The organism is Pseudomonas sp. BF-RE-22, assembly GCF_019956155.1.
Classification (GTDB): domain Bacteria; phylum Pseudomonadota; class Gammaproteobacteria; order Pseudomonadales; family Pseudomonadaceae; genus Aquipseudomonas; species Aquipseudomonas migulae.
On sequence record NZ_JAHBDD010000087.1, the window covers coordinates 88,930 to 101,995 of the forward strand.

The 13,066-nt window shown below is 57.3% G+C and carries 8 protein-coding genes and 1 pseudogene; 7 read left to right on the plus strand and 2 right to left on the minus strand.

From position 1 onward, the window contains the following. Window positions 1-21 precede the first annotated feature (21 nt). The 7 genes from KGA82_RS28790 to KGA82_RS28820 all read left to right on the plus strand — a co-directional run bounded on the left by KGA82_RS28790 (window position 22) and on the right by KGA82_RS28820 (window position 11,762). On the plus strand, window positions 22-1,734 hold the full coding sequence (locus tag KGA82_RS28790; RefSeq protein ID WP_223453257.1) for a DUF2138 domain-containing protein: 1,713 nt from the start codon (window positions 22-24) through the stop codon (window positions 1,732-1,734). Then, window positions 1,719-2,369: a DUF1175 domain-containing protein gene (locus tag KGA82_RS28795; protein WP_411737578.1), complete on the plus strand. Its 651-nt coding sequence runs from the start codon at window positions 1,719-1,721 to the stop codon at window positions 2,367-2,369. The genes KGA82_RS28790 and KGA82_RS28795 overlap by 16 nt, the downstream gene beginning before the upstream one ends. Continuing rightward, window positions 2,366-6,931, plus strand: coding sequence for an alpha-2-macroglobulin family protein (locus KGA82_RS28800; RefSeq protein ID WP_223453258.1), 4,566 nt, complete (start codon window positions 2,366-2,368; stop codon window positions 6,929-6,931). The genes KGA82_RS28795 and KGA82_RS28800 overlap by 4 nt, the downstream gene beginning before the upstream one ends. 1 nt (window position 6,932) lies before the next feature. Further along, complete coding sequence (locus tag KGA82_RS28805) at window positions 6,933-8,552, plus strand: DUF2300 domain-containing protein (RefSeq protein WP_223453259.1); 1,620 nt, start codon at window positions 6,933-6,935, stop codon at window positions 8,550-8,552. Between the two features lie 3 nt (window positions 8,553-8,555). Next, window positions 8,556-9,371: a YfaP family protein gene (locus KGA82_RS28810; RefSeq protein WP_223453260.1), complete on the plus strand. Its 816-nt coding sequence runs from the start codon at window positions 8,556-8,558 to the stop codon at window positions 9,369-9,371. Window positions 9,372-9,792: 421 nt separating this feature from the next. Further along, window positions 9,793-10,389 (plus strand): restriction endonuclease subunit S, encoded by a 597-nt coding sequence (locus KGA82_RS28815; RefSeq protein WP_223453261.1) that lies wholly within the window; start codon window positions 9,793-9,795, stop codon window positions 10,387-10,389. Next, a complete protein-coding gene (locus tag KGA82_RS28820) occupies window positions 10,386-11,762 on the plus strand; it encodes an N-6 DNA methylase (protein ID WP_223453262.1) in 1,377 nt (458 codons plus the stop codon). Before KGA82_RS28815 ends, KGA82_RS28820 begins: the two co-directional genes overlap by 4 nt. A gap of 105 nt (window positions 11,763-11,867) precedes the next feature. Here the strand turns inward: KGA82_RS28820 and KGA82_RS28825 are convergent. Both KGA82_RS28825 and KGA82_RS28830 read right to left on the minus strand, forming a co-directional pair. Further along, window positions 11,868-11,999, minus strand: a pseudogene (locus KGA82_RS28825) (Appr-1-p processing protein); the annotation flags it as partial. A gap of 146 nt (window positions 12,000-12,145) precedes the next feature. Then, window positions 12,146-13,057, minus strand: coding sequence for a restriction endonuclease (locus KGA82_RS28830; RefSeq protein WP_223453263.1), 912 nt, complete (start codon window positions 13,055-13,057; stop codon window positions 12,146-12,148). Window positions 13,058-13,066: the final 9 nt, after the last annotated feature.

Sequence of the window (13,066 nt, forward strand, 5' to 3'; positions counted from 1 at the left end):
GATGAACTGGGCGTTGTGAACATGAGCGATAACACTGTTACCCCGGCTGCTGACGCACCTGCTGCCAAACCTTCCCGGCGCTGGCCGTTGCTGTTGGGCGGGCTGATCCTGGTGGCTGGCGTGGCGGCCGGACTTGGCTGGTTCATGCACAAACCCAAGGCGCCGGCGGCGCAATTGGCCAGTGACAAACTGGGCATGAGCCGCCCGGACGGTCTGCTTGAAACCCGCTCCTTGAGCCAATTGCCCAAGGACTTGCTGGCGGTGCCGTTCCTCAAGGAAACCCTGACCGAAGATTTCGTCTTCTATTACGAAGCCCATGCCGATCGCCTCGGCTTGATCGGCAGTCTGCGGCGGATCATCTACGAACATGACCTGAAGCTGCAGGACAGCCTGATCGAGCAGCTTTTCGATCAACCGGCGGATGTCGCGTTGTGGCGCGGGGCGGATGGTCGCCTGAAAGACTTTTTGTTGGTGATGGATCGCGGTGGTCTGGCCAAGGTGCTGGAGCCGCTGGCCAAAGTGGCGATGGATGATTCGCAGCTGACGCAACTCGGTGACATCAAGGTCGCCGGCGATACGGTGCCGCTGTATCAGCTCACCTACAACAACAGCAAGGCGCTGCTGTTTGCCTCTCATGGCGACAAGCTGGTGGTGCTGTCCAATCCTTCGAAACTGTACGACAACAGTAATGGCCCGATCGATGAGCCTGGGATGGTTTCGACTCAATCGCTGGAAGCATTGCTCGGCGGTCAGAAACTCTTCCCCGAAGCCTTCGGCCTGCCGCTGCGCGCGCCGGAAGTGAAACAACGCCTGTCGGTCAATTCCAGCGTACTGGCCATGGGTTACCAGCGGTTCATCCCGAACTTCGCCGGCCTGCGTTTCGACATGGACGACAAGGGCTGGCACAGCTTCCTCGCCATGGACGAACTGGAAAACCAGCCGGACTTCGATTTCAAACCGATCTGGCAAGCCATGCCGATGGGCGCCAGTGCTTGCGTGGCCTTGCCGCTCGCCGCCGAACAACAGAAGCCGTTGCTGGTGAAACTCGGTGCCGAAGAAACCGTGGCCCAGGCACTGACCGAACACATGGCCGGTGCCGCCGGCCTGTGCTGGTACGCCGATTCGCGGCTGTACACGCCGCTGCTGGTGGCCAGTCTGAATGACGACGACAGCGCCAAACTCGACGGTGACCTGGGCAATTTGTTCAGCTCGATGGTCGGCGCCTACGAAGGCAACGTCGAAGAACACGCGTTCCCGGTGGTCGAGAAGCAGGAAGGTGAAAACCACCAGTGGCAGCGTCAGGTCAGTTCCAATTTCGGTCCTTACAAAGCCAAGGACGCCGAGAACCCGGACGCAATCACCGGCAAGGCGTTCATGCGCGTGAGCCTGGCGCGCCACGGTTCGACGCTGCTGTTCTCCCTCGACGACAAACTCGTGGACAAAGCCCTCGGCACCCTCGACAAACGCTTCCCGCCGATGGCCGATGTGGTGCCGAAAGACTTGCTGATGCCGGTCTACTTCGGCCCGGATTCCATGGCGCAGCTGATGCAACAGGAAACCCTCGACAGCCTGCCGCAGGACATGGAACCGGTGTTCTACAACGCCGCGCAAACCTACCTGATCCCGAAACTGCGCAAGCTCGGCGGCTACGGCAAATACGCGCTGACGTTGCCGGAAGGCAGCGAGCCCGACGGCCATTGGCAATGGCTGCCGTTGGAATGGAAAGCGCTGTGACCGCACTTATCCGAGGCCTCGGCCTGCTGGCGATGTTGCTGGGCAGTCGGGTATTTGCCAGTGACGCCGCGCCGCTCGACGTGCAGCAATCCCAGGTGTTCCGCGCCTGGTTCGTGCGCATCGCCCAAGAGCAACTGACCCAGGGCCCGAGCCCGCGCTGGTATCAGCAGGACTGCGCGGGGCTGGTGCGTTTTGCCGCCAACGAAGCGCTGAAAGTCCATGACGACAAATGGCTGCGCAGCAATGGCCTGTCCAACCGCTACCTGCCGCCGGAGCTGCAACTGAGCGAGGCGCAACGCGGTCTCGCCCAGCAATGGCAGCAGGGCGGCGGCAAGGTCGGGCCGTACGTCAACGCGATCAAACTGATTCAGTTCAACAGCCATCTGGTTGGCCGCGACCTGGCCCAAGCCCGGCCCGGCGACCTGATGTTTTTCGATCAGGGCGACGACCAGCACCTGATGATCTGGATGGGCCGCTACATCGCCTATCACACCGGCACCACAACCCTCACTGACAACGGCATGCGTTCCGCGAGCCTGCAGCAACTCATGACATGGAAGGACACCCGATGGATACCCGACGCAGCCAACCCCAACTTCATCGGCGTCTATCGACTGAACTTTCTCTCCCAATGACCGGTGCCCGCATGCTGCGTTTTCTGTCTCTACTGTTGGTATTGGTCCTGCCTTTTTCGGCAGTGAATGCCGAAGACACCGTCGAACCGAGCGGCTACACGCCGGTGGCCGGTGAAAGCTTTTTCCTGCTGGCGGACAGCAGTTTTGCCAGCGACGAACAGGCGATGGTGCGCCTCGAAGCACCGGGCCGTGACTATCGTCGTTTCCGCATGGAGCCTTACGGCGGCGCGGACATTCGTGTGTACCGCATCGACAAACCGCTGGATTTCCTCAAGCGCCAGAAGAACCTGCACCGCGTGGTCAGCGACGGTCAGTTCAAGGGTGAAGGCCTGTCGAACACCCTCGCGTACCTGTGGGACAACTGGTACCGCAAATCCCGTCGCGTGATGCAGCGGGCGTTTTCCTACGAGTCGCGTAAACAAGTCACCGAGGAAGTGCCGGAACTGAAGATGGGCACTGCCATCGCCGCGCCAACGCCTTACGACGCGCAGCCGCAATTCGCACTGATCCCGGGCCTGCCGGTGGTCAGCCAGTTCCGTTATCCACTGTGGCAAGCCAAACCGATCCAGCCGCCCGAGGGCGTGAACCTCGCCGGTTCGTCCAGCGAGTTCGTCACTGTCGCGCCGGGCAACGTGTACATCCCGTTGGGCAACCTGAAGCCGGGGCTGTATCTGGTGGAAGCGCTGATCGGCAAGTACCGCGCGACCACCATGGTTTTCGTTTCCAACACCGTGGCCGTGAGCAAGATTGCCGGTGATGAACTGCTGGTCTGGGCCGCACGTAAACACGAAGGCAGTTCGGTGCCGAAGGTTAATGTGTTGTGGACCGATGGCCTCGGCGTGATGAGCAGTGGCGCCACCGATGCCGATGGTTTGCTGCGCCTGAAACACGTCAGCCCGGAGCGTTCTTTCGTGATCGGCGAGGACGAAGAGGGCGGGGTGTTTGTCTCCGAGAACTTCTATTACGACAGCGAAATCTACGACACCAAACTCTATGCGTTTACGGACCGGCCGCTGTATCGGCCGGGAGATTGGGTATCGCTGAAAATCGTCGGTCGCGAGTTCAAGAACGCCCGTGACTCGGTGTTGCCGACGGCGGCGGATGTGAATGTCACGGTGCTAGATGCCACCGGCACCGCGCTGCAAACGCTGGCGTTGAAACTCGATTCCAAGGCCGGCACACAAGGTCGTTTCCAGCTGCCGGACAACGCGGTGGCGGGTGGTTATGAACTGCGTTTCAGCTACAAGGATCAGGCCTACAGCAGCGCCTTCCGCGTGGCTGAATACATCAAGCCGCACTTCGAGATTTCGCTGAACCTGGCCAAGCAGGATTACCGCACCGGCGAACCGGTGAAAGGCAGCCTGGTGCTGTTGTACCCGGACGGCAAACCCGTCGCGAATGCCAAGTTGAGCCTGAGCCTGCGCGCCCAGCAACTGTCGATGGTCGATAACGAGCTGCAATACCTCGGGCAATTCCCGGTGGAGCTGACCAGCACCGAACTGACCACCGATTCCAAAGGCAACGCGACCCTCGACCTGCCTGCCGCCGAGAAACCGAGCCGTTACATGCTCACCGTTTTCGCCAGCGATGGCGCGGCGTATCGGGTCAAGACCACCAAGGAAATCCTCATCGACCGTGGCGCCGCGAGTTTCCGCTTGAACGCGCCGCAGCGCTTCAGTGCGGTGGGCGACAAGGTTGCGTTCAGCTACCTGAATGAAGGCGGCAGCGAGCAGAGCAAGGCGGTCACGCCGAGCGGCTACAGCTGGGTGCGTCTGGAAGATCAGACCACGGGCGAAGGCAAACTGGCGGCAAGCGATAAAGGCTTCACATTGGCCTTCGAACGTCCGGGGACTTACAACCTGACGTTGAAGGATGACCATGGTCGCGTGGTCGGTGCCACGGGGCATTCGGTCACTGGCGATGGCGTCAAAGCCGTGCCCGGCACCGTGGAAATCGTCCTCGATAAACCCGAGTACAAGGCGGGCGACGAAGCCCTCGCGCTGATCACTTTTCCCGAGCCTGTCAGCGATGCCTTGCTGTCGCTGGAACGCGACAAGGTCGAGGCCACCGCGCTGATGTCGAAGGGCGGCGACTGGCTGAAAATGGAAAAACTCAGCGACACCCAATACCGCGCGCGCATTCCGGTGAAGGATAACTTTGCGCCGAACCTGACGTTCTCGGTGTTGTACACCAAGGGCGGCCAGTACAGCTTCCAGAACGCTGGCATCAAGGTGGTCGCGCCGCAAATCGACGTCGCCATCGTCACCGATAAAGAGGTGTATCAGCCGGGCGATACGGTGTCCGTGGACCTGACAACGCAGTTCGCCGGCAAGCCGATTCCGGCGCACCTGACGGTCAGCGTCGTCGACGAAATGGTCTACGCGCTGCAACCGGAAGTCGCGCCAACCATCGACCAGTTCTTCTATCACCCGCGCCGCAACAACGTGCGCACCAGCGCCAGTCTGTCATTCATCAGCTATGACGTCGCGTTGCCGGGCAGCCCCGGTGCGCCGGGCAAAGCCAACCGCAGCGAACGTGGTGTGAAAGTGCTGGAGCGGCCGCGACGTGAAGATGTCGACACCGCCGCGTGGCAGCCGGAATTGATTACCGACGCCAGCGGTAAAACCCGCTTCACCTTCAAGATGCCGGACTCGCTGACCCGCTGGCGCATCACTGCGCGCGCCATCGCCGATGACGGTCAGGTCGGGCAGAAAAAGCAATTCCTGCGCTCGGAAAAACCGCTGTACCTGAAGTGGAGCGGCCCGACCAAGTTCCGCAGTGGCGACAAACCGGACCTCGGCGTGTTCGCCTTCAGTCAGGCGGAAAAACCGGTCAAGGCTGAGCTGGTGATTCATTACGCAGGTGCCGAACAGCGCGTGCCCGTGACGCTGAACAACGGCATCAACTACATCGCGCTGCCGGCGTTCGACTTGTCCAGTGGCGAGTGGACCGCCGAGCTGGTGCAGGACGGCAAAACCGCTGACGCCCTGGCCGTGCGTCTGACCGCGACCGGCGAAGGTTGGCTCGTTACGCAGAGTCAAAGCCTGGACGTGGCCAGCGGTGATACGCCGCTGACCTTGCCGGCAGATGCGACGGACATTCGCCTGCGTCTGGATGACAGTCCGCAAGCGCTGTTCCGTTCGGCACTGGATGATTTGCTCAGCTATCCGTATGGCGGCGTCGAGCAGACGGCCAGTCGTTTGTTGCCGTTGAGCATTGCGTACCCGACTTTGTCGTCGAACCCACAGATCCGCGATCGCTTGCGCCTGATCATGCAGAACAGCCGTCTGCGTCTGGTGCAAATGGCCGGGCCGTCGGCGAGTTTCACCTGGTGGGGCATGGACGGTGAGCCGGACGCGTTCCTCACTGCGTACGCCTATTACGCCGACTGGCACGCCAGCAAAGCACTGGAACTGAGCCTGCCGCCGGAGCATTGGCAGCGGGTGCTGGAGGTCTATTCGAAACAGGCGAAAAATACGCCGCTGTTGCAGCGTGCGTTGATCCTGTCGTTCGCCAAACAGATGCAATTGCCGGTCAACACCTTGCTCAGTGGTTTGATGGATGATCTGGCGAAAGCGGGTGAGGGCAATGCAGCGACGCTGATGGAGGATGGCGAAGACAGCATTGTCATGAGCGATCCGGATTCGGCGTTGGGTCTGGCGGCGGCGCGTGCGTTGACCGCTTCTTTGGCGAAGCAGTCGAAGGTCACTTTGCCGGATGCTTTCAATCGGCAACTGGCGGATGCGCAACAGCGTCTGGCCGTCAGTTCGCAGCCGTTTGCCGAAGCCTTGAACCTGTCGCTGCAAAGCTTCGATCAGGCTCATGCGCAAGCGTTGTTGCAACGTTTGTTGCCACAGCAATCGACCCTGGAGCGCGCATTGGCGCTGACCTGGTTGCAACGCAGCATCGAGCAGGCCTCGCCCACCATCGCACTGGCACCGGGTGAAGGCTGGAAGAAAAACTACGGTGATACCGGTGAGATGTATTGGACGTGGCAGGGTGCTTCGTCGGTGCCGGCAGTGTTGTCGCTGAGCGGGACGCAAGAGCGTCCGTTGCGTGCTGTGTTGAGTTTCCAGACGAAACAACCGCCGGTTGATCCGATGGCTGTGACCATCACGCGTCGCTTGTCGCGTCTGGTGCCGGGTGACGAAGCCTTCACCTTCAAACTGGAAGCGGTGGGCACCAAACCGTTGTCCAGCGACAGCCTGTATCTGGACGAAGTGATCATCACCAGCAAAGCCGCGAAACCGCTGCGCTACGGCATGATCGAAGTGCCGCTTCCGCCGGGCGCGGATGTCGAGCGCACCACGTGGGGCATCAAGTTGATGGGCAAGGCGGGCACCGAACCGACGGCGCTGGAGAAGGCGCGCTTTGAGCCGGGCCAGATGGCTTACGCAATTCCGGTAGATGCCTTGAGCGGCGAATTGCGTTTGCGTCACTTGGTGCGCTTCTCGCAGAAAGGCCAGTTCAACCTGCCGCCAGTGCGCTTCACTCAGGTCTACGCGCCGCAGCATCAGGCTCAGGAACAGAAACCGGCGCTTGGCCAGGTCACGGTCAACTGACATGACCCGGCGTTTGCTTTGGTGGCTGCTGTGTTTGATCCCTGCGCTGGCGACGGCGCAGGACGAGCCGCTGCGTCTGGGCTTCAAGGGTGAATTGCTGTCGCTGAGCCGGACTCAGGTGATTGCTCGCGAGCCGTTGCCTTCGGATTTGCAAACGCCATTGGGCAGTCTGTGGAAGTTATTTGTGTACGGCTGGCTGGTGGAAACCGGCGCCCGTGAGCCAGCGTATGAGTGTCGCGGGCAGTCGAAAGAAGAAGTCTATTGCTGCACCGCAGGCGGCAAGATCGAGCGTGATCAGGCGCTGGTGAAGTCGTGTGGCTTGTACTTTGAGCCTACGCGGCTGGGCATTGCTGGCGCTGATTGGCGCACATATTGGCAGGCACGGCAGGCGCCGGAGTGGTTGCTGGACTTGCCTTCATTGCAGCCATCCACGCGAGTGTCGGTGGCTGAATTGCTTAAAGTGCTGGCCGTGATGCCCGCGCAGGATCAGGCACGGCGAGTGTTGCTGGACGTGGTGTTGAATGCCGCCGACGGCAATGTCGTGGGCGAACTCGGTGGCCGGTTGCGGGTGAAAACCTGGAGCTGGTTGGGCGACCAGGATCCATCGACGCGCCAAGGTGGGTTTGCCGGTTGGATGGTGGATGGAACGCCGATCTGGGCGGGTGGGCGCGGGACCAGTCAAATGGTGCTGCGCAATTATGGTGAGGCGTTGGCTTCGGTGCTGCCGGTTGAATGGCCTCTGGATGCGGGGCGCTGCGTCGAAGTCGGTCTGTTTTCTCGTTATCCGATCGGGCGGATTCTGGCGGGGGATCGTGTTGTTTCTTCCGGACCACTGCAGGGCGATTTTCGCGTCGAGTTTTCTAATGGCAACCAACTCGATATCCACAGCGACGGAGAACTGTTTTTGGTGGGCGATAAATTGATCGCCCGTCTGGACCGAGAAGAATATGTCGCTCGCGTCCTGCAACGAGAAGCCAAACCCGAACCTGCTGAAGCCGCCAAAGCGTTGGCCATCGCCATCCGCACCTACCTGCTGCAAAACGCCACCCGCAACGGCGACTGCCTGAGCATCGACGACAGCAGCAGCCGCCAACGCGTCGCCCCACGCCCGGCCACCGCCGAATCACGCAACATCGCCGCATGGACCAGCGACCTGGTACTCGCCGGCAGCACCGTCACCTATCACTCCGATCAACCCGGCCCGGACAAACTCTCCTGGCAACACGCCGTCGAACAAGCCAACGCCGGCCAGCGCTACGACGCCATCCTGCTGCACGCCTACCCGCGCGCGAGCCTCAGCCGCTGGGACAACCCCGTCGCCTCCTGCGAAGCACTGCCCGCCGCCCAAGACTGGCTGCAAACCCAACGACGCGGCTGGCGCCAACGCCTCGAAAGCGAAACCGGCTACAACGAAGTCAGCACCTTCGCCGTCTGCCGCCTGGCCTTCGGCCGCCCTTTTGTGGACCGCGAGCGTCAGCGCATTTACGTGCGCGGCGTGCTGTCGCTGCAAGACCGCCTCGACCTGACCCACGAATACCTGCACCTGGCCTTCGAAGCACACCCCAACGGCCAGGATGAAACCTACATCGAAGGGCTCGCCCGCCACCTCTTGCTGGAATAGGCCATGAAACTCCGTTATCCACAGGTCTTCCTGTTCCTTTGTTCTGTTTGCGTATTGCCGACGGTTTTTGCGGCTGAAAGCGCCGTCAAACTCGACACCCCCGTCGGCGGCTGGCGCACGGGCGCGGCCGAGGGCGAAGGCGAAAACTTCCGCCAGACCGTCAACTACCCGGCCTCCTCAGTGAATACGCCGGTAGGACAGGCCAACACCGCACGCATCACCGGCCAGATCAAAGCCACCCCCAAGTCCACTGAACCGGGCCGGTTGATCGTAAACGGCGTCAGCATGCCGCTGAAGATCGATCCCGCTGGCCGCTTTGACCGACCGTTCTCCTTCCCCAACGGCAGCAACAGCGTCGAAGTCCGCAGCCCCGATGGCCAACAACGCCATCGCACACAGTTCCTCAACGCCAGCGGCGGTGCGACACCGGCGAAATTGCGGGTGTTGCTGGCCTGGGACAGCGACGGCACGGATCTGGACTTGCACCTCATCACGCCCGATGGTGCGCATATCTGGTATGGCGATCGTGTTGCGCCTAATGGCGCGGCGCTGGATGTGGACGTGACGACGGGGTATGGGCCGGAAATCTTCGCCATGCCGGCGCCGATCAAGGGGCAGTATTTGGTGTATGTGAATTACTTTGGGGGCGGGTATCGGAGTGATGAAGAGGGGCAGGAGGATGCGGTTCAGCCGTTGACGACGGCGCAGGTGACGGTGATTACGGAGGAAGGGACGCCGAACGAGAAGATGGAGACTTTTCTGGTGCCGATGCGGGCGGTGGGGGAGTTGACGTTGGTTAAGGGGTTTAGTTATCCGTGATCAGCATTGCTAGATTTTTCATAAGCCGTGGCTGAAAAAGATTGCAATTGGTTTTGGTTTGATCAGCTGAGTGGAGGATAGATCGCCAAGAGAATTCAGCGCGGTACTGGCAATACTGATTTGACAGTAGCGAGACAAGCACCTACTCTTGCCTTACTGCATGAGCAGTACCAGCAGTACAGGCCTCTGTGGTCGCCGCTGATCTTGTTAAGCGATGGGTGGAGCAAAAAAAAATGAAAAAGAAACGATCTAAGAAATTTTCTACTCACGCCCTGACGGTGGCGATTTTTCTTGTCCTAAGCCCGAGCATTAATTTCGACTTCAGACAGTCCCTGTCAACCTCGATTGACGGTTCACACATCAGTAGCATAGAGGTAGCGCTAAAAAAAGACGTTGTCGACCAGAGCGGACTCCTAAAAAAATGATTCAGAAAAAAAAACTTTCATCGGTTGCAAAAATTTCTGTTGGGCAGACTTTCAGAGAAAAAGCAGAAGCGATAAGCGATGAGAGTGGCATACGCTTGATTCAAATAAAAGATATTCGTGAGGGGGCTCTGATAGATGCTGACGAATTGCCTTTTGCGGAAATTGATCCGGCCAAGATTAAAGTATCTTTGACTTTTGGTGATGTCCTGTTACCTCTGAGAGGGAATAGGAGTGAGGCTATGCTCTATAGCGTGAAGAACTCTGACATTTTAGTCGTCACGACAAATCAAGTGGCAGTAATAAAGTCGTTGGATCAGGGTGTTGGTTCTGCATATTTTCATTGGTATTTAAATTCGCCTTTTGGTCGTAGAGCGTTGGATTCAATTCGTGGCGGTGCGACGATTCCAAACATAAGTATAAAAAATTTATCTGAAATAGAAATTCCGATTCCGGGTCCTGAAGATCAGGGGATGATTCTGCAAATCTATGATAATTGGTGTAAGCAGAAATCAGTATTGCAGGAGCTTTTGGTGAATGGTGAAAACTTGATGGCCAGTGCTTGTATGCAAGTATTGGAAGGTGAAGTAAAGTGACGGCTAACTTGCAGCAGGAATTTATTCGTGTTGTCTCTCCCTCGATTGAACGGCTGCGGTCGCGTTTAAGTGGTTCAGAGTTGGTTGAGCAAATAGTACTGTTGATGGTTTTGAGGTTTTATTTTTTAGATTATAATTTTTCCAAAAGCGTACCATTGTTAAGCGGGCGAGAGAATTTTGATCGATGGTTAATGGTCACCGTAGAAAAAAGTGGCCGTGACTCGAGTAGTTTTAAAAAGTATTTTGTTTCGGTTTGTCTAAAGTCCATTGCTTCGATGAGGACAGATGCACGTTTACAAGCGGATCTGTATGAGTTGTGGCAAGGACTGAGCCACTTGCCATTCGAAGGAGGGGATGGTCAAGTAGCGCTTGGGGAGTGTTTCGAGTTGCTCCTTTTTATATTTGCAGAAAATAGTATCGATAGTGCGGGTTACTCTTATACTCCACGTGGTGTGGTGCATTTGGTGACGGAGATGCTAAAGGCTCAAGAATCGGAGAGTATGTATGATCCGGTATGTGGGTCCGCCGGGTTTTTGATAGCAGCAGCAAGGCGTGTTAGTGAGGATTCAAGTGGTGGTCAGTTAAATTTGTACGGTCAAGATATTTCATCTGCCTCACTTTTTATTGCAAAGTCAAATATGCTGCTGCATGGGTTGGATGAAAAAAGTATTGAGCTTTCAAATAGTATGTTCAGCGTTCATGACGGTAAAGGGAAGTTCGGGCGCTTTGATGTGGTCACTGCGAATCCTCCGTTTTCCCTCCGCTGGGATGGCAATGCGAGCGATGTTTTTTTTGAGTACGGCATTCCACCTAGATCTAATGCAGATTATGCCTTTCTTCAGCGAGCGTTGTTTAGTCTGAAGGAAAATGGCCGTGCTGCAGTTATTGTACCCACTGGGGTTCTCTCTCGAGAGGGTGTTGAGAAGGCTATTAGAGTAAAGTTTTTAGCTAATCATCATGTTGAAACGGTCGTGGCTGTGCCGCCGAATACTTTTTACGGCACTGCTGTCCCTGCAAATATTTTGGTTCTTCGTCGAACTCGAAAAGAAAGTGATGTGCTTTTTGTAGATGCATCTAGTTTTTTTTCGAAGGACCGTAATCGGAATGTTATTCTCGGTGAGGCGGTGAGTAAAGTTGTTGCTCTTTGTGACGCCAGATCAGATGATGAGGATTTTTCTAAATTGGTGTCATTGGCGGATATTGAAAATAATGATTGGAATTTGAGCGTTTCCAAATATCTTGTACGTGAAGTGCTCGATGATGTTAATCCCTTGGAAACACTGGTTGAGCGTCAAGTTGACCTTGAAAGACAGTTGGCAGACCTGCAGAACGAAATGACACGGCTAATATTAACTTTGAAGAAGAAAACTTGAGCGTAGTAGTCAAAATTGGTTTTTTAAAAGTGGCCTCGTGAGACCTGGAGTCGGTGAATGCCGGTCGTGAGTGCAAGGTGAAGGACGTCCTTTCCGAGCAGTCGCAATTTCAGACCTTAAACCAGTGGAGATCAAGCGTTTGAGAGCAATATCAAACGCCGAATCGTCAAACAGTATGCTTTTGCGGGCGGCAACCCCGGCTACGTCATCCCAATGCTTTAACGCTTCACGCACAGTTGCGCTGTTGAACACTTCACCCGGCTACGCAAATCGCCGCTACCAGATCAGGCTGATGAGGTCATCAGAACTTTGCTGCACTCCTGAAGTAAGCCGTGTTCTGGATCCTCGCACCAGTTGAAATGAGCCAACTGACCGTTCGCGAATCACTCTTCGGCAAAGTAATCGCTGTCGAGCTGCTTTACCTCGTATACCTGCTTAACGCTCACGCCCAAGTTATGCTCTACCATCAGCCGAGCGAGCTCGACACCATCGATAAGTACCACCTTGATATCAAGGCTAAGTGCAGCGTCCCTTGCGCCCATGGAAAAGTCCGAGGTGGTAATGAACACACCCTTGCGGGCCCGCTGGCGGGTCAGTGCGCCGATGAATTTGTCGATTTCAGGGCGATGCACGGTGTTGTTCCAACGCTTGGCCTGCAGGTAGATCACGTCCAAGCCAAGTTTGTCTTCTTTGATGATGCCGTCGATACCGCCGTCATTGGTGAGCTGAGTGGCTTTGCCGGCTTCCTTGCGTGAGCCACCGTACCCCATGGCCAGCATCAGATCGACCACCACTTGTTCGAAAAAGCTCGGCGTTGCTGCCCGCACCTGAACAAGAAGCTCATCAGCAAGTGATTGCACAAGAGCTTGATGGGCCTCGGCCATTTGCTCATCTGGAGTGGTTTCCGATGTAGTGATATCCATCACAACGGGTATGCCCGCTGCGTGTGGCTTGGTGGTATGGAAATCGGCGAACTCGGGGAATTGCTTTAGCCAGCTCACGGTGATGCGCTCTGGTCCATTGGACAAGGCATCGAGGCCGCGCGGGGTGATTTGCACCATGCCCTTCGCTGGAATAGTCAGTAGGCCTGCCTTATTTAGATAGGTCCGAGCCCAGCCTACGCGGTTGTTGATCACCGTCTGATGCCCGGAAGGCAGGTGCTCCTTGCGCTCTTCTTCGGTCAGTTGGAACTGATCAGCAATCTGCTCGCGCAGTGCATTGAGCGGTAGTGGTGCGCCGTTCTGCACGGTGGTCAGCACCGGCCGCATCACGCTTTGAAAATCCGGAATTGGCATTGTCACTCC

Bases quoted from the DNA above. Each gene is read 5' to 3' on its own strand.
- KGA82_RS28790 (WP_223453257.1), top strand. From the start codon at position 22: ATGAGCGATAACACTGTTACCCCGGCTGCTGACGCACCTGCTGCCAAA.
- KGA82_RS28795 (WP_411737578.1), top strand. From the start codon at position 1,719: ATGGAAAGCGCTGTGACCGCACTTATCCGAGGCCTCGGCCTGCTGGCG.
- KGA82_RS28800 (WP_223453258.1), top strand. From the start codon at position 2,366: ATGACCGGTGCCCGCATGCTGCGTTTTCTGTCTCTACTGTTGGTATTG.
- KGA82_RS28805 (WP_223453259.1), top strand. From the start codon at position 6,933: ATGACCCGGCGTTTGCTTTGGTGGCTGCTGTGTTTGATCCCTGCGCTG.
- KGA82_RS28810 (WP_223453260.1), top strand. From the start codon at position 8,556: ATGAAACTCCGTTATCCACAGGTCTTCCTGTTCCTTTGTTCTGTTTGC.
- KGA82_RS28815 (WP_223453261.1), top strand. From the start codon at position 9,793: ATGATTCAGAAAAAAAAACTTTCATCGGTTGCAAAAATTTCTGTTGGG.
- KGA82_RS28830 (WP_223453263.1), bottom strand. From the start codon at position 13,057: ATGCCAATTCCGGATTTTCAAAGCGTGATGCGGCCGGTGCTGACCACC.